Source organism: Nitratireductor rhodophyticola, assembly GCF_019891355.1.
Classification (GTDB): domain Bacteria; phylum Pseudomonadota; class Alphaproteobacteria; order Rhizobiales; family Rhizobiaceae; genus Nitratireductor; species Nitratireductor rhodophyticola.
The window spans coordinates 283,555-299,838 of record NZ_JAHSSF010000001.1 but is presented as its reverse complement, the minus strand read 5'-3'; the positions used below and the strand labels follow the sequence as shown (position 1 = coordinate 299,838).

The window sequence follows — 16,284 nt, the reverse complement described above, 5'->3', positions numbered from 1 at the left end:
CCGTGCGCCATCGAGCTTTTTCGATGCGCCGGGTTTATGGCGGGAAATTGGCGTTTCGTCCCGCCCCTGTCTTAACCGAATGCTTATTGAGAAACTGTTGCCAAATGAGCACAGAGACCTGTGCACAAGAGTCAGGGGACGTCAGCAGGAGAGAACAGGGCGTCCAAAGCGCCCTGCCCGGGGTCGCTGGTTCACGACCGCGCCTCTTGTTCCTCGCGCCTGCGCGCGATGATGGAAGCGACGATCGAACCGCCGATCAGAAGCACCGTAACCGAGAGGGCCAGCGGCGAGGGAATCTTGATCCAGTGAGCGGCCAGCATTTTCAGACCGATAAAGATCAGCACCAGCGAGAGACCGGTTTTCAGGTGTTTGAAGGTGCGCATCATGCCGGACAGCACGAAGAACATCGCACGCAGCCCCATGACCGCAAACACGTTGGAAGAAAAGACGATGAAGGGGTCGTTGGAGATCGCCAGAACGGCAGGAATGGAATCGACAGCGAAGATCAGGTCCGTGAACTCCACCGTGATCAGGACGACAAATAGCGGCGTCATGAAGAGAACGCCATTGCGCCGGGTGAGAAAACGCGAGCCGTGATATTCCTCCGTTACACGCCCGGTCCGCATCAGAAGTTTCACGATGCGGCTTTCCCCTGGATCCACCATCTCCTCGTCCGACGTCATCATCTTGAAGCCGGAGAAAACGAGAAGCGCGCCCAGCGCCATGCCGATGATCATGAACTGATCGACCAGCTTCACGCCCGGCACGATCAGCGAGAGACGCATGACGATCGCCCCCAGTATGCCATAGAAAAGCACACGGTACTGCGCCTCGGACGGCACCTTGAAGTAGGTGAAGATCAGGGCGATGACAAAGATGTTGTCCAGCGAAAGCGCCTGCTCGATCAGATAGCCGGTCAGGAATTCCGCGCCACGATCCTTGCCGCCGAAGTAGAACACGCCCATGGCAAAAACCATGGCGAGAGCCACGTAGCCTGCAACGGTTTTCATGGCTTCGCGCGTCGTGATGACGTGATCGCGCCGGTGCAGGACAAAAAGATCGAAAAAGAGAACCACAGCCACGAAGGCCAGAAATCCGGGCCACAGCCAGTCATGCGTTGTCATGGGAAGATACGAGGTTTGCGCCGCGTTTGCGCGTTGTCGTTCGATCCGACATCACAGGCAACGCCTTGCCTGCCAGAGGGGCCCGGATCGGGTGACTGCCTCTATGTGCGGTATAAACCGCAGCAATACAAGTCCGCGCAGGCCCCGCCCATACACAGGCCATGCAAAAATGCATGGTGCGCCCGCTCCAAAAAACGAAAAGACCCGGCCGGAGCCGGGTCTTGCATGCTGTTCTCAGAAGAGCTGTTTTACCACTTCACCTTCATTGAGGCGGACAGGGCTCCGACAAGATCATTGTCAAAGGTGTAGGAGATGTCATTGCCGTAAACCCGACCGTCGTCGCCCACAATGGCACCGGATTCGCCCGATGTAAGAATGCCGAGCGCCCCACTCAGGCGCATCTCGACATTCTCGTTGGGCGTATAGGCAACCCCGCCGCCAAGCGTCCAGGAGTCCGCCTGATGACCGAAGCCCTGAGAGGTTCCACGGTCCCAGGTGAGGCTGGCCGCAGCGCTCCACTGCTCGTTTATCTTGTGGCCGATGCCGCCGGAAACCGTCCAGCCGTCGCGATAGAGAAGGTCGAGCGACGTGGCGCGCGTCGGACCGGTTGTCGTACAGGCAATCCCCCGCGTGGCTTCCGGGCAGAACGGAATGGACTGAAGGATGCTCCAGTTGACCCATTTCACAGAACCGAATGCCAGCCAGCCAGGAGCAATACCGGACTGCACCTTCAGTTCGACGGTTTCAGGCATCTCGGTTGCGCCGAAAACCGGCGTGATCCGACCCGTCACGGGTGGGCTGACGGCTCCAGGTATACGGGAAAGATCCAGTGTTCCGGTTATGTCATCAAGCTTGACCCGTGAGTTGTAGACAAGGCTCGCGCGGAACGCGATCTCCGGAATTTCGTAGGCGGCACCGACACGCCAGCCAACACCGCTTCCTTCCAGATCAAGCCGTCCGATACCATTGCCGGCTAGTGTCGGGAAAAAGACTTGGCGCTCCTTGAAGCCCTCAAGCTTTTGATAGAACACGCCACCAAGAACGCGGAACTGTCCCTTGCCAGCCTGCATCTTGTAGGAGCAGGTGCCGCCGAAATTGTGGCTGTCGACCTTTGTCTCGATGTTGTGGTTTGCGCCGGCCCAGTTCGCACCCGGGTTGGTATGCACGCCCCATGGCTGCGAATAATCGACCATACAGTCAATCTGCTCGCCTATACCGACCTTCACTCCAAGGCGGGGCGAGAAATAGCTTTCCGTATCTTTCACACCCTGCGACGGACCAGCCGGTGTGCCATCCAGTGGGTTCGTATCAACGACATTGTCCAGCTTGCGCTGCGGCATCACATAGGTGCCTGTCGCCTCAAAGGCGAACGGTGCCGGATCGAACAAAAGATCGACGTTGTAACCACCGCGCTCCAAGCCACCGGCATAAGCGATACTCGCGCTCGCCGAGACCATCAACGCTGCCGAAACAGTGCGAACCAAACGCATGAGATCCCCTCTCCTCCAATTGCTCGTCCGAGAATAGCAGCGCAGTCTCGAACCTCAATTGTTACTGTACAGCTTGTCGCACCTCACGCTTACGTTAACGTAATACGCCTATCGGATATTGGCGAGACAATCCGTGCGCCACGGACCAGCAAAGAGGCAAGCGCCTTAAAATTCCCCTGAAATCGACACATTTTGTCTAGCTGGCTTCGCAAATTCACCACCAGTTGCGCAAATGCAACACCCGTCAGGGATTTCGCACAACCGTCACAAACCACCCTCAGGGAAGCCATTTTCGGATTGCTCCGCACGTCGCGAAATTACGAATCAGGATTGTGCAGAACAAGAAAAGCCGCACCCACCTGAAAAGGGAGCGCGGCTTTCATTCGATTGTCGTTCCCCGGGGCTGGTCGACCGGCTCAGCCAGCTTCCCTGACGCGGGCGAGCGCCACTTCCAGCCTGCCCTTTGCATCGGCGAATTCAGCAAGCTTCTCACGCTCGGCCGCAACGATCTCCTGCGGCGCATTGGCAACGAATTTCTCGTTTCCAAGCTTCTTTTCCAAACGCTGCATTTCCGAGGCCGTCTTGGCGATCTCCTTCTCAAGCCGCGCTGCTTCCGCCGACAGGTCGATCAGATCGCCCAGCGGCAGGCAGAACGTGGTGTCGCCGAGCACAATCTGCGCCGAGCCCTTCGGCGCTTCACCGGCAAAGCCAAGCTCTCCCACGCGTGCAAGCCGCCGAATCGCCGGGTCATGGCGTGCGATGCGCGCCCGCGTTGCCTCATCGGCCCCCACGGCCACCAGCGGCGCCGTAGCAGACGGCGGCACATTCATCTCTGCGCGAACCGAACGGATGCCGGACACGAGGTCGACAAGCCAGTTGATGTCGGCAGCCGCATCCGCATCCTCGAAGTCAGGCGTCGGCCAGCGGGTCAGCGCCAGAACGCTGTCGCGCCCGGCCTCACCGCCGGTATGCGCCCAGAGCTCTTCCGTCATGAAGGGCATCATCGGATGCAGAAGCTTGTAGGTCTCGTCGAGCACATGGGCCGCACAGGCGCGGGCCTCGGCCTTGGCCTCTTCGTCCTCACCGGCGAACACCGGCTTCAACAGCTCCAGATACCAGTCGCAGAACAGGCTCCATACGAAACGATAGGCCGTGCCGGCCGCCTCGTTGAAGCGATAGGTCTCGATGCTCTCCGTCACGCCCTTCGCCGCCCGCGTCAGCTCCGTCAGGATCCAGCGGTTGATTGCGAGCTTCGCGTTTTCGGGACGGAAGTTCTCGTCCCGCTTGACGCCGTTCATCTCGGCAAAACGCGTCGCGTTCCAGAGCTTGGTGCCGAAATTGCGGTAGCCCGCCACGCGCGCCGGATCGAGTTTCACGTCGCGGCCCTGTGCGGCCATGATCGTCAGCGTGAAGCGCAGCGCGTCCGCGCCATACTCATCGATCAGCTCGAGCGGATCGATGACGTTGCCCTTCGACTTCGACATCTTGGCGCCGTTCTTGTCACGCACCAGCGCATGAACATAGACCGTGTGGAACGGCTCTTCTTCCATGAAGTGCATGCCCATCATCATCATCCGGGCAACCCAGAAGAAAATGATGTCGAAGCCGGTCACCAGAACCGAGGTCGGATAGTAGCGCGCAAGCTCCGGTGTCTTGTCCGGCCAGCCGAGCGTCGAGAATGGCCAGAGCGCCGAAGAGAACCAGGTGTCGAGCACGTCTTCGTCACGCGTCAGGATATCGCCCGGCTCGAAATTCTCGAGCTTCTCTTCCACCCAGGCCTTCCAGGGACCTTCATGCGAGATGTAATGCTGGATCGCCGCCTCGAGCGCCGTCTCCTCATCCTTCTCGACGAAGACCTGCCCGTCGGGACCATACCAGGCGGGGATCTGGTGCCCCCACCAGAGCTGACGGGAAACACACCAGGGCTGGATGTTCTCCATCCACTCGAAATAGGTTTTTTCCCAGTTCTTCGGCACGAACTTCGTGCGCCTCTCGCGCACGGATGCGATGGCGGGCTTCGCCAGCGTCTTCGCATCCACATACCACTGGTCTGTCAGGAACGGCTCGATCGGCACGCCACCACGGTCGCCATGGGGCACCATGTGCTTGTGCGGCTCGATCTTCTCCAGAAGCCCGGCCTCTTCCATCATCGCCACGATCTTCTTGCGCGCATCGAACCGGTCGACGCCGTCGAGCTCGGCGATCGTGCGGGCGAGCGGCGCATCGGCCCCTTCCAGCCCTTCGAGAAACGCCTCATTGCCCTTGAGCGTAATCGTGGCATCGGTCGCCATGATATTGATCTGTGCCAGATCGTGTCGCTTGCCGACCTCGAAGTCGTTAAAATCGTGCGCCGGCGTCATCTTCACCGCGCCGGTGCCCGCCTCTGGGTCCGGATATTCGTCGGCAACGATGGGAATGCGGCGGCCGACCAGCGGCAGGAGCACGTTCTTGCCGATCAGCTCCCTGTAGCGCGGATCGTCGGGGTGAACCGCAACGCCGGAATCGCCCAGCATGGTTTCCGGGCGCGTCGTGGCCACCACCACATAGTCGCGCGTCTCATAGCCATCCGGCTGCCCATCCGAAGGCCGCCAGATAACGCGGTTGCCCTCGTCGTCCAGCCTGTAGGGATGCTCATAGGTCAGCCCGTCGGCGAGCGGATAACGGAAGTGCCAGAGATTGCCGTTGGTCTCGACCTGCTCGACCTCAAGGTCCGAAATCGCCGTCAGCAGCTTCGGGTCCCAGTTGACGAGACGCTTGTCCTTGTAGATCAGCTCCTGCTTGTAGAGCGAGACGAACACCTCGACCACGGCCTTCGACAGGCCCTCGTCCATGGTGAAACGCTCGCGCGACCAGTCGCAGGAGGCGCCCAGTCGCTTGAGCTGGTTCATGATCGCGCCGCCCGACTCCGCCTTCCAGTCCCAGATCTTTTCGACGAACTTCTCGCGACCCATGTCGCGGCGATGCTGCTGTTTCTCCATAAGCTGCCGCTCGACCACCATCTGGGTGGCGATGCCCGCATGGTCCATGCCCGGTTGCCAGAGCACGTCCCTGCCCCGCATGCGCTCGAAGCGCACCATGATGTCCTGCAGCGTGTTGTTGAGCGCGTGGCCCATATGCAGCGAACCGGTCACGTTCGGCGGCGGAATGACAATGGTGAAGGCTTCCGCGCCCGCTTCTGCACCGGCTCCGGCCCTGAACGCATCGGCCTCTTCCCAGCGAGCGGCGATTTTCGGCTCGACGCTTGCCGCGTCGTAAGTCTTTTCAAGCATAAGGGTTTCCGCGCTAGAGCAGTCCCGGAAACGTGAAAACGGCCCCTCCGGAACTGCATGAAATCAACAGTCGGATCGCTTCACCGTCTTTCTGAAAAACGGCAAAGCCACAGACCCGCAATCTGGTCTGTTCACAGAACGGTGTAAAGCCGAAGGGTCAGATCAAGTCAACCGGCAGGCGGCGCGGCTTATCCGCCGCGCGCGATCCGCTCGATCTCTTCGCGCACGAGGCGCTCCACGATGGTTGGCAGATTGTTGTCGAGCCAGTCCTGCAGCATCGGCCGCAGCATCTCCTCGGCCATCTGGTCGAAATTGCGTCGGCGGCTGGCCTCAAAAGCCTCATTCAGTTCGCCGAAAGCAGCTGCCACCTTGCGGCCCGTATACTCGGAAAGGATGCCCTGCTTTGCCTCATCGGCCCGCTCTGCGCCCGCAGCAACCGGCATGTGGGGTTCGCCCTGCTGCTCCCGATCATCGGTCTCGGCGACTCGTTCTTTCTGAACAGCCTCAACCTCGGCGAGCCGCTGCACGAGCCCCCGATCGATGACCGGTGCATCATCCTGCGCAGATGCGGTGGACGAGACACCGGCAAGCGGCGCCTCCACCGGCTCCGGACGCACATCCTCCTCATGCGCCTGAGAATCGCGCAGCTCCGTTCGAAAACTCTCAACGTCAGCCGAGGCTTCAAAATGCGCCGCCGCGTCCCGCTTTTCTGGCTGGTCTGCTGGCACCTGGCCCTGCTCCACGTTTCCGCTCTGGGGAGCTGTGGCCTCTCGCGCAGCAACAGCGGCAGCGCCCGCATTCTCGGACGACCTGGCCGAAGGCGCATCATTGTCCTCGATGATCCGCCGGATCGACGCGAGTATCTCCTCCATGGAGGGCTCACGCTGACTCCCATTTGAAGTCAGCGCCTCGACTGCTGCTTCCATCTTCTGCGCCCCGAAACCCTGTGACATAGTCAAACCTGCCGCCTCCAGCTGCGTCCGCTTCACCAACCCTGCCCGGAACGACGTTCTCTCTGCCCGTCCGGGCACCAGTGCAGACGGTCGAATCACAACAGGAAGCGTAACGCACGGTCGGGCGCATGAGAATCCCCGCACCCGTGCAGTTTCAGGTTGCACACAGAAATGCCGGGCTCACGAGAGCCCGGCATTTCGTTATCGCTTGAATATAAGGGAATATGTCCGGGCGAAGCGGCCCGGGAACATTGGCAGGTCTCAGCGGCCGTCCGGCGTACGCAGGCCGTACCACTTGTCCTTCACTGCCTGATAATGTTCCTCGGGCCGGTATTCGCTGACCTGAAGACCAAGCCGGCTGGCGGAAAGCCGTCCGGTCGCCGAAAGGATGGCATAGCTGGCAACCACGATGTCGCGCTCCGCGCTCACCTGGTTGATCTTCGCGTCGATAACGTCCGCCTGCGCATTCAGGACATCGAGCGTTGTACGCTGCCCCACATTGCGCTCTTCGATCACGCCATTGAGCGCCAGCTGCGCAGCCTGCACCAGTTCGCGGTTGGCAGAAAGCGATTCACGCGCTGCCTGATACTGGCTCCAGGCCGAAACAACAGCCGCACGAACCTGATCGCGGCTGACATCGAGATTGATGCGCGCCTGACCGAGCGATTCCTTGTTCTTGCGCACCTGCGCCGAGGCCTGGCCACCCTGGTAAATCGGCACGGTCAGGTTGAGCCCGATGCGTGCGCTATCGCGCGAACCATCGGCAGAAAGGCCGGGCGATGAGTCCTGATAGCTGTGCGAAAGCCCGACAGAACCGGAGACCTGCGGCAGGAATGCGCCTTCCGAAGACTTCACGCGGAACGACGCCGTGTCGATCTGATGCTGGCGCGCCTTGATGACCGGGTGCGCGGCAAGGCCGAGCGAAAGCGCGCTGTCGAGATTTTTGGGGAGCAGCTTCGTCAGCGGCTGGGCCGCCTTCAAATTCTTCGGCGCATCGCCGATCAACTGGCGGTAGACAGCCGAACTCGATGTTACGGCGGCACGCGCTGCGCTGAGTTGCGCCAGGGCGGCCTGCCGGCGCGCCTGTGCCTGTGCGACATCGGTACGCGTCCCCTCGCCCACATCGAAGCGTGAGCGCGCCGAACGCACCTGCTCCTCGAGGAATTCAAGGTTCTGTGCCCGCAGCGCAGCGATCTGACGATCGCGAATGACGTCCATATAGGCGCTGGCCGCGTTGAAAAGCGTATCGAGTTCCTGGTTTCTCAGAGCCTCGTTTGCCGCACGAACCGACGCTTCCGCAGCCTGCACGTTGTTGCGCGTCTGGAAGCCGTCAAAGATGGGCTGCGTCAGCGAAATACCGAATTCACCCGTGCGGATATCGGTGCCGTCATTGTGGGTCAGCGCGAGCGAAGCGGTGCCCTGAACGCGCGGGCGCATGCCGGATTTGGCAATGGCGACATCTTCGTCCGTCACCCGGACTCCGGCGCGTTCGGCGTTGAGCGTGGAATTGTTCTCGTAGGCTTTTGCCAGAGCGCCAAGAATGGTCTCGGCGGAAGCCACGACGGGCGTTGCAATCAACGCGGATGAGGCCACCAGAGGGATAAGGAAACGACGGTAAAAAGGCACGATCTGTCAACCTCGGACTGTTATCGGTAGCCGCGCCATACAGGACACCACCACCCCGACTTATGTGTTCCGGTCTTTCAACCGGCGTCCACGCCCGGGAGACACCAATGACAGCCTGTCCCCCACCCCCAAATCAGGCGCTCTTTCAAATAGATGTTACATCAATCCCTTGATCAATTCCGTTGCAGGAAAGCAACAAGTCCCCCCTCAAAAGACGAATACCGGCTCATTTTGGAACCCAGGCAGCGGCCGAACCGCCAGATTGAAAGCGGGACGGCTGGAAACGATGCCGTCATCCTTCACAAAAAGATGCGCCTGGGCCGCATTCCCTTCGCCGATCACCGCAACAAGCCGTCCGCCATCGCGCAGCTGGTCGAGAAGGCTTTGCGGGACGCGGTCCACCGCCCCGCCAATGACAATCACATCGTAGGGCGCGTCGTCGGCATACCCGCCCTGCAACACACCGCCGACGACGGCCACGTTGACGCAGCCAAGCTCGTTGAGCGCTTCCGTTGCCATACCCGCAAGCCCTTCGTCGCTTTCAAGCGCAACCACGAAGCTTGCAAGACGCGACAGAACCGCCGCCGAATACCCCGATCCCGACCCCACATCGAGAACGACGTCGCTCGATTGCACATCGGCAAGCTGGATCAGCTTGCCGAAGGCCGCGGGCTCCATCAGATAGCGGGCGCCATTTCCCTCCGCTGCCGGGGTGATTTCAATGTCTTCGTCGATATAGGCGAGCGCCTTCTTTCGTCCCGGAACGAAGGCCTCGCGCGGAATCTCGCCCATCGCGTCCAGAAGCGGGTTGCTTGTCACATCGGACGTCCGCAACTGTCCTTCCACCATATTGGCGCGTTGCTGGGAGAAATCGATTGTCATGCGTCTGCTTCCCGAAGCCCGTTTTCGGACCGCCTGCGGGACAGGCTTCCCGCTTCGCCGAAAACAACGATTTGACCGGTTTGCTAGCGGCTGCGGTCGCCCCTGTCAATCGCTCTGCGGCAGGCAGGCGTGGACCACTGACACGTCGGGAAACCCCTTCGCCCACACACGTCGAACATCAGCTCTCCCGACAGGGAGCACAACTACGCACGGCGGTCTAGCCAGGCAGTGGAACGAATTCCTCATCGTCTCCCCGCGGCAGATCAAAAAGCCCCGCGCCCCAGTTTTCCCGGCGCCAGTCATCCTTGGCCGCTTCGATGCGCTCCTTGGAAGAAGCCACGAAATTCCACCATATGTATCGCGGCCCGCTCAGTGTCGCGCCGCCCAGAAGCATCAGCCGCGCGCCCTCCGCTCCAGCGCCCACAGTGATGGAATCACCGGGCCGGAACACCATCATTCGACCGGCTTCAAAGATCTGCCCGGCCACCGAGACCGCCCCCTCCGTCACGTAGATTCCCCGATCTTCATGATCATCGGGAAGCGGGAAGCGCGCGCCGGCGTCGAGCACGACATCGGCATAGAACATGTCTGTGTGGACCGTGGCCGGAGCCTTCTCGCCATAGGCGGTTCCCAGGATCAGCCGCAGGGTCACACCGTCATCGCCGATTTCGGGAAGCGTTTCTTTCTCATGATGTTCGAACGTGGGCTCGGCATCTTCCATCGCTTCCGGCAGCGCCACCCAGGTCTGAATGCCGAACAGGCTGTGCGGCCCCTGCCGCGAGGCCGTGCTGGTCCGCTCCGAATGGGAAACGCCCCGCCCCGCGACCATCCAGTTCAGCGCGCCGGGATGGATCACCTGATCCGAGCCAATGCTGTCACGATGGTGAAAATCTCCCCGGAAGAGATAGGTCACGGTCGCCAGCCCGATATGCGGATGGGGGCGGACGTCGATGCCCTGGCCTGTCAGAAACTCCGCCGGTCCTGCCTGATCGAAAAAGATGAACGGCCCCACCATCTGCCGCTTTGGTGCTGGCAGCGCCCGCCGCACCTCAAAGCCGCCAATGTCGCGGGCACGCGGAATGATCAGCGTTTCGATGGAGTCGGCCTCGGTATCATCCGGGCAACCCGGTGTGAGAGCGGGATTCCAGCTCATGGCAACATCCTTTGCAGCAAACGCGGTCCTGCAAAAGACTATCACCATGGTCGTTGGCCGGAAATGCCGGCACGCATTGACAGTCCGTCACCGGGAGCACTGCGGGACATCTTCTACGGCGCGGCATTTTGCCAGCCCGCTGCCCCAGACACCTTGCAGGATCAACAGCCGCTCCATAGATGCCCGTGTCCCGGACACCCATACTGGAGCCCCCATGGACACCCGCCTGCCACCGACAGTTCGTTCTGATCGTCTTGAACTACGACCATTCGTGTCATCCGACCGCCAGGCTTATGATGCCTATCACAGCCGTCCCGAGGTCTACAGGTTTCTCTATGCGCCGGTCCCGGGCAAACACGCCCTGTCTGAGCAGTTTGCAGCGTGTCTTCAGCCACGGTTCGAGGACAATGGAGATGCATTGCACCTGGCAGTGATCCGCCGCGAAGATTCCGCACTCCTCGGGGAGGTTCTGCTGAAGATGGCAAGCAAGGACGCGCTTCAAGCGGAGATCGGCTATATCTTCAATCCAGACTTCTCAGGCGCAGGATATGCCACCGAAGCCGTTCGAATGATGCTCGATATCGGTTTCAGCGAATACGGGTTCCATCGGATTTTTGCCCGCCTCGATCCGCTGAACAAGGGGTCGGTCGGGGTTGTCGAGAGGCTGCACTTCCGTCGCGAAGCACACCTTCTTCAAAACGACCGCTTCAACGGAGTCTGGGGCGATGAGTTCATTTACGCGCTCTTGAAGTCCGAGTGGGAAGAAAGCGCACTTTCTGCCAGCTCTTGAACCTGACTGGCCGGGCTCTCGCAACCCGCGGTCAATGTCGGCAGCGCCACATTTCAGGATGATTCAGGTGGGCTGGTGTGAGCGACGCACCGGCCCGCGGCACCCGCAAAGAAACCCGCCCTTCTGCCTACGCAGCAGCTCGAAAACGATTGGCGGAGAGGCAGCGAATCGCAGGGCAACACGGAACTGCCGAGGTGCAGCTCACGCAAAACCGTGCAGCGCCTTCAGATAAACGTCTGAAATCATTTGAGAAAGAGAATTTGGAGGCCTCGCCCGGAATCGAACCGGGGTGCAAGGATTTGCAGTCCTCTGCGTAACCACTCCGCCACGAGGCCATGTCGCAAGCGACACGGGCTGTTCAATAGGTTGCAGCCAATTCCCCGTCAAGCGGGCAAATGTCATTGCCGCGAAATTATCCGGGGAGACCGCGCGATACGGGGACGACGAATGGATCACCGGTCACGCAGCCCCTGCTTTCCATCCTTGCGACGGCTCCACCAGACCGCGACCTTGCGCCGCTGGCGCCGCACGGATGCGATGTCATAGGAGAGGATCAGCAATCCGAGTGGAATCATCCAGAACCCGAGCACGGGCAGAAACCCGAAGAAGCCCAGGACGACGAGCAGGCACCCCCCTCCGATTCGCGCGAGCCGAGACCTGGGAATCGGTATCCGTTTTCCCATGAGGGAGACCGACGGGCGCCCCTTCTCCTTCGCTTCGCAGTTCCTGTTTTGCTTCACCATATGCCGTTCCACCGCCCTCTACCGGCCCTCACACGCTGTCTGCCCATCAATGCCGGACCTTCCATATGCGTTGCAAAGTTCACCGATGGGAGGGGCTGTTTGAAAAAAACGGCAAAAATCACATTTGGCGCTTTGCAAAGCCGAATTTGGTTTGCTATAGGCACGCTCACTCGCATGAGCACAGGCGTTCCCCGGTAGCTCAGTGGTAGAGCAACCGGCTGTTAACCGGTTGGTCGCTGGTTCGAATCCGGCCCGGGGAGCCACTTTTTCAGGAAAATATCCAGCATTGCACCGCAGTTCCGTCGCTGCGCTTGCTCCTGCGCGCGGCCCAGGCAGACACTGGAGCGCACGCATAGCGCTCCCGGCGAACGTTTTCATCAGGTGCAGAACCGGTTTAGAATAAAGCGTAGCGTGTTCGTTTTGCAGGCTTGTGTGCGGGGTACCTTCTTGTCCGAAGTCGAGTTGAAACTGCTGCTGGAAAAGCAGCAAGTGCCCGACCTGCTCGCGCGCATCGAACGATTGCCCCCTGATGCGCGCAGGGTGCACGAAAGCCGGCTTCTGCGCAGCATCTACCTCGACACACCGGATGGTGTCCTGCGCGAAAACGGCATCTCCCTGCGCTTGCGGCGTGACGGCAAGCGCTGGCTGCAGACCGTCAAGCTCAACGGTTCCATCGCAGGCGGTCTTTCCAGGGTCACTGAGATCGAGCAGCCGGCCACTGCTGGCACAGTCTCGGTCGATGCGATCGAAAACGATCAGGTCCGGGACCGAATAAGGAAGCTGGTGAAAGACACACCGCTGCAGACGGTCGCGGAAACCCACATCCGTCGCACGCAGGTCGATCTTCTTCTTGATGACGGCACCAGGGCCGAGCTTGCGGTGGACAGCGGCGCCATCAAGGCTGCCGGTCGTAGCGAAAACCTGAACGAGCTCGAGATCGAACTGGTCGAGGGAAAGCCGGGCGGGCTCTACAGGGCTGCGCGCATGATTCTGCCCGAAGGCGCCCTGCGCTTTTCGCGCTTTTCGAAAGCCGCGCGCAGCTTTCTCCTCGCCGAACACGGGCACATCGAGCCCCCTGCCGGACCGCAGAGAGCAAGGTCTGTGCCGATCGACCCCAAGGACAGCGTTCACAAAGCCGCCCGCGACATATTGCAGGAATGTCTGGCGCAGATCGCAGCAAACATCGAAGCCATACAGCAGACCGATGATATGGAAGGCCCGCACCAGTTACGCATCGGCCTTCGGCGCCTGCGCAGCGCACTCGCTCTCTTCGCCGGCGCGTTGGAACCATCAGCCGTCGCGCATTATAAGAATGAAGCACGCTGGCTGGGGCGCGAAGTCGGGCGCCTGCGCGACCTCGAAGTGGTGCTCAACGATATCGCCAAACCGTTCTTCGCGGATGCCCCCCGGTCGCCCGGCGCGGCACTCGTCCTCGGCACACTGCAGCGACATGCGGGCGAGGTCCGTACCGACCTCCGGCAGGTTCTCTCGGCAGAACGCGTGAACGAATTCCTGCTTGGCCTCTCGGAACTGACTGAGACAGGCGTTCATGAAAAGCCGCCCGTTCCCGGGAAACTGAGAGACCTGGCGAGCGAAATGCTCGAAAAGCGCTGGAAGCACGTCTTTGCGCACGCCCGCGGGATCGATGCCTTCGCCGTGGATGAAAAGCATGCGTTACGCAAGGAACTAAAGAAGCTCCGCTATGCGATCGAGTTCCTCGGTCCGCTCTACGCATCTGGCGGTGTGAAGCGCATGACCGGCAGGCTCAAGACCCTGCAGACCGTATTTGGCAGCCTCAACGACGCGGCTGTCGCCGATGTGATCCTGAGCAAGCCTCCCCTCTCCTCCATCAACGACCTTGCCGCGCAACGTGCCATCGGTCGTCTGCTTGGATCCTGCGAGACCCGCACGCTTTACGATTGGCCGGCCGCCAGGGAGCACTGGAAGGCGCTGAAGGAGTGCCGGCCGTTCTGGAAACGGCGCGCGAAGTAAAACGGCAATTCCGCCCGCCGCACAGACTTGAACATCATGCCTGCTTTCAGATCCCGTCTGAACACGGATTCGTGAGCAGGCGACGATCCACGGAACGTTTTCCGGCCCCGCCTATTGTACCAGAATACAAAAGATTCGGGCGGGCAGGATGAAACAGAAGAACGAAACGCAACCTCCAGTCACACTGGAAAGCTTATCCAACGCACTTCCAGCGGATGTCGTCGCAGCACTCGATCGCTTCAGCGCCATGGAGGGCGCCGGTATGACACGCGAACAGGCGCTCGTCACCGCACTCAGAACATGGGCTCTCTCCAGAGGGCTGCTGCACACTGAAAATGACGGTAATGAGGGTTTACGGCCCGAGCAGCTCAACGCAACAAACGACGATTGATCCATCCCGCGCAAGGAAGATCGCATGGCCCGTGAGAACGACCGGCGCCCGGTTTTGCTCCTGTTCCGGCACGACCTGCGTCTGTCGGACAATCTCGCCCTTTGCGCTGCCGCCGAAACGGGACGGCCCATCGTGGCCGCGTTCATTCTCGACGAGGAAAGCGAAGGCGCCCGACCGCCTGGCGGCGCGCGCCGCTGGTGGCTGCATCACAGCCTCGCAGCCCTGACCAAGGACCTGGGAAAACATGGCCTGAAGCTCGTCCTGCGCAGGGGCTCCATGGCCAGGACAGCGCTCGCACTGGCCGACGAGACCCGTGCCTGCACCGTCTATTGGAACCGGCGCTACGACCCCGCCGGCATCACTGCCGACGCCGACTTGAAAGCCCGCCTCAGGGACCGCGGCATCGAAGCGCAAAGTTTCGCTGGCCACCTGCTGCACGAACCATGGCGACTGAAGACCGGATCGGGCGGCCCCTACCGTGTTTTCACGCCCTTCTGGCGGGCCCTGCTCGATTCCGTACACCCCCGCCCGCCCGCCGACCGGCCCGAAACGCTCACGCCATGCAGGGAAGCCACGGCAGGCGATAGGCTTGAGGACTGGAATCTCGTGCCGACGAAACCTGACTGGGCGACGGGCCTGCGGGAAACCTGGGAACCCGGAGAAGCTGGCGCCCGCAAGAGGCTGGCAGCATTTCTCGACGGTGCCGGCGCGGGCTACAAAGCCCGCCGCGATCTCATGGCCGAGGCCGGGACGTCCGCCCTTTCACCGCATCTCGCCCACGGCGAAATCACGCCGTTCCAGATCTGGCAGGCGCTTGAAGGCGGCAGCGGCATTGCCGACGGGGATCTGCAGGCGTTTCGCAGGGAGATCGGCTGGCGCGAATTCTGCTGGCATCTTCTGTTTCACAACCCGAAGCTCGCCACAGAAAACGTCAATCGTGACTTCGATGCGTTTCCCTGGCGCGGGAACGATACCGCCCTTCGCCACTGGCAACGCGGCGAAACCGGTTATCCCGTCGTCGACGCGGCCATGCGCCAGCTCTGGCAGACCGGCTGGATGCACAATCGCGCACGCATGGTCGTCGCCTCTTTCCTCGTCAAGCATCTGGGCATCCACTGGCGTGAGGGTGAGGCGTGGTTCTGGGACACGCTTGTCGACGCCGACCCCGCTTCCAACCCGGCCAACTGGCAATGGGTCGCGGGTTCCGGTGCCGATGCCGCTCCCTTCTTCCGCATCTTCAACCCCGTGCTGCAGGGTCAGAAGTTCGATCCAGAGGGCGATTACGTGCGCCGGTACGTGCCGGAACTGGATGCGCTTCCAGACAAGCATCTGCACCAGCCGTGGAAAGCTCCCGAAGAGGCTCGCGGCAAGGCTGGCGTAAAACTCGGCGACACCTATCCCCACCCTCTGGTCGACCACAGGGCGGCCCGCGAACACGCGCTGGACGCCTATCAATCGGTGAAAAACGCTGGCTGACCGTGCCCGTCAGTCGGATTTCCGGGAAACGAAATCGGCAGCGATGCGCATTTCGCGCAGGGGCCGCACCCTGGCCGTACACGTCTCATAGATCGGGTCTGCCTTGTATGCGGCCAGCGCCGCTTCGTCGCGGAACTCCGCATAAACGATGACATCCACTTCGGTGCCGATCTGATCGACCTTGCGGTTGATGCCAACCTCGAAAAAATCGGAGTGCGGAATATCGGCCAACATACGCAGGCCCTCGGCGATCCGCTCCACGTCCGCCTCGTCTCTGGCGCTGAAGAAAACGATGTGTCGAATCACGGGCCTGTCTCCTGAAAACGTGCCCGCAAATCGCGCCGCTCCGGGCGAATGTCAATGCGCCGCCACGCCGCACAGGTGGAATCACTTTC

Annotated in this window: 13 protein-coding genes and 2 tRNA genes; 5 read left to right on the top strand and 10 right to left on the bottom strand. The window is 61.1% G+C overall.

Going from position 1 to position 16,284, the window contains the following annotated elements; all coding sequences use genetic code 11:
• Positions 1-191 precede the first annotated feature (191 nt).
• The 7 genes from KUG85_RS01375 to KUG85_RS01345 all read right to left on the bottom strand — a co-directional run bounded on the left by KUG85_RS01375 (position 192) and on the right by KUG85_RS01345 (position 10,497).
• The gene (locus KUG85_RS01375) at positions 192-1,124 is read right to left on the bottom strand and encodes a TerC family protein (protein WP_065815090.1); all 933 of its coding nucleotides are present in this window, start codon (positions 1,122-1,124) and stop codon (positions 192-194) included.
• Positions 1,125-1,372: 248 nt separating this feature from the next.
• On the bottom strand, positions 1,373-2,614 hold the full coding sequence (locus KUG85_RS01370) for an OmpP1/FadL family transporter (RefSeq protein WP_223003895.1): 1,242 nt from the start codon (positions 2,612-2,614) through the stop codon (positions 1,373-1,375).
• 416 nt (positions 2,615-3,030) lie between these two features.
• Entirely contained in the window at positions 3,031-5,883 is a 2,853-nt protein-coding gene (locus tag KUG85_RS01365; protein ID WP_223003894.1) for a valine--tRNA ligase, read from the bottom strand.
• Positions 5,884-6,071: 188 nt separating this feature from the next.
• Positions 6,072-6,809 (bottom strand): PopZ family protein, encoded by a 738-nt coding sequence (locus KUG85_RS21195; protein ID WP_223003893.1) that lies wholly within the window; start codon positions 6,807-6,809, stop codon positions 6,072-6,074.
• A 288-nt stretch (positions 6,810-7,097) separates the two neighbouring features.
• Positions 7,098-8,462, bottom strand: a complete 1,365-nt coding sequence (locus KUG85_RS01355; protein ID WP_065815087.1) for a TolC family outer membrane protein — start codon at positions 8,460-8,462, stop codon at positions 7,098-7,100.
• A 207-nt stretch (positions 8,463-8,669) separates the two neighbouring features.
• Complete coding sequence (locus KUG85_RS01350) at positions 8,670-9,344, bottom strand: protein-L-isoaspartate O-methyltransferase family protein (protein WP_223003892.1); 675 nt, start codon at positions 9,342-9,344, stop codon at positions 8,670-8,672.
• Positions 9,345-9,561: 217 nt separating this feature from the next.
• Positions 9,562-10,497, bottom strand: a complete 936-nt coding sequence (locus tag KUG85_RS01345) for a pirin family protein (RefSeq protein ID WP_223003891.1) — start codon at positions 10,495-10,497, stop codon at positions 9,562-9,564.
• Positions 10,498-10,711: 214 nt separating this feature from the next.
• On the opposite strand from KUG85_RS01345, the gene KUG85_RS01340 reads away from it, so the two are divergent.
• Positions 10,712-11,287: a GNAT family N-acetyltransferase gene (locus KUG85_RS01340; RefSeq protein WP_065815084.1), complete on the top strand. Its 576-nt coding sequence runs from the start codon at positions 10,712-10,714 to the stop codon at positions 11,285-11,287.
• 261 nt (positions 11,288-11,548) lie between these two features.
• On the opposite strand, the gene KUG85_RS01335 is transcribed toward KUG85_RS01340, so the two are convergent.
• Together KUG85_RS01335 and KUG85_RS01330 are read right to left on the bottom strand one after the other, a co-directional pair.
• Positions 11,549-11,622 (bottom strand) — tRNA-Cys (locus KUG85_RS01335).
• 117 nt (positions 11,623-11,739) lie between these two features.
• Positions 11,740-12,030: a hypothetical protein gene (locus KUG85_RS01330; protein ID WP_223003890.1), complete on the bottom strand. Its 291-nt coding sequence runs from the start codon at positions 12,028-12,030 to the stop codon at positions 11,740-11,742.
• A gap of 188 nt (positions 12,031-12,218) precedes the next feature.
• Between KUG85_RS01330 and KUG85_RS01325 the strand changes: the two genes are divergently transcribed.
• From KUG85_RS01325 to KUG85_RS01310, 4 genes are all read left to right on the top strand, one after another.
• A tRNA-Asn gene (locus KUG85_RS01325) sits at positions 12,219-12,293 on the top strand.
• A 184-nt stretch (positions 12,294-12,477) separates the two neighbouring features.
• Positions 12,478-14,022, top strand: a complete 1,545-nt coding sequence (locus KUG85_RS01320; RefSeq protein ID WP_223003889.1) for a CYTH and CHAD domain-containing protein — start codon at positions 12,478-12,480, stop codon at positions 14,020-14,022.
• A gap of 148 nt (positions 14,023-14,170) precedes the next feature.
• The gene (locus KUG85_RS01315) at positions 14,171-14,413 is read left to right on the top strand and encodes a hypothetical protein (protein ID WP_223003888.1); all 243 of its coding nucleotides are present in this window, start codon (positions 14,171-14,173) and stop codon (positions 14,411-14,413) included.
• Between the two features lie 24 nt (positions 14,414-14,437).
• Entirely contained in the window at positions 14,438-15,889 is a 1,452-nt protein-coding gene (locus KUG85_RS01310; protein WP_223003887.1) for a cryptochrome/photolyase family protein, read from the top strand.
• 9 nt (positions 15,890-15,898) lie between these two features.
• Here KUG85_RS01310 and KUG85_RS01305 read toward each other — a convergent pair whose 3' ends face one another.
• On the bottom strand, positions 15,899-16,195 hold the full coding sequence (locus tag KUG85_RS01305) for a Dabb family protein (protein WP_223003886.1): 297 nt from the start codon (positions 16,193-16,195) through the stop codon (positions 15,899-15,901).
• Positions 16,196-16,284: the final 89 nt, after the last annotated feature.

What these genes read in the sequence shown, in the direction of transcription:
- KUG85_RS01365 (WP_223003894.1), bottom strand. Translation starts at nt 5,883, where the DNA reads ATGCTTGAAAAGACTTACGACGCGGCAAGCGTCGAGCCGAAAATCGCC.
- KUG85_RS01345 (WP_223003891.1), bottom strand. Translation starts at nt 10,497, where the DNA reads ATGAGCTGGAATCCCGCTCTCACACCGGGTTGCCCGGATGATACCGAG.
- KUG85_RS01370 (WP_223003895.1), bottom strand. Translation starts at nt 2,614, where the DNA reads ATGCGTTTGGTTCGCACTGTTTCGGCAGCGTTGATGGTCTCGGCGAGC.
- KUG85_RS01340 (WP_065815084.1), top strand. Translation starts at nt 10,712, where the DNA reads ATGGACACCCGCCTGCCACCGACAGTTCGTTCTGATCGTCTTGAACTA.
- KUG85_RS01350 (WP_223003892.1), bottom strand. Translation starts at nt 9,344, where the DNA reads ATGACAATCGATTTCTCCCAGCAACGCGCCAATATGGTGGAAGGACAG.
- KUG85_RS21195 (WP_223003893.1), bottom strand. Translation starts at nt 6,809, where the DNA reads ATGGAAGCAGCAGTCGAGGCGCTGACTTCAAATGGGAGTCAGCGTGAG.
- KUG85_RS01315 (WP_223003888.1), top strand. Translation starts at nt 14,171, where the DNA reads ATGAAACAGAAGAACGAAACGCAACCTCCAGTCACACTGGAAAGCTTA.
- KUG85_RS01375 (WP_065815090.1), bottom strand. Translation starts at nt 1,124, where the DNA reads ATGACAACGCATGACTGGCTGTGGCCCGGATTTCTGGCCTTCGTGGCT.
- KUG85_RS01330 (WP_223003890.1), bottom strand. Translation starts at nt 12,030, where the DNA reads ATGGTGAAGCAAAACAGGAACTGCGAAGCGAAGGAGAAGGGGCGCCCG.
- KUG85_RS01310 (WP_223003887.1), top strand. Translation starts at nt 14,438, where the DNA reads ATGGCCCGTGAGAACGACCGGCGCCCGGTTTTGCTCCTGTTCCGGCAC.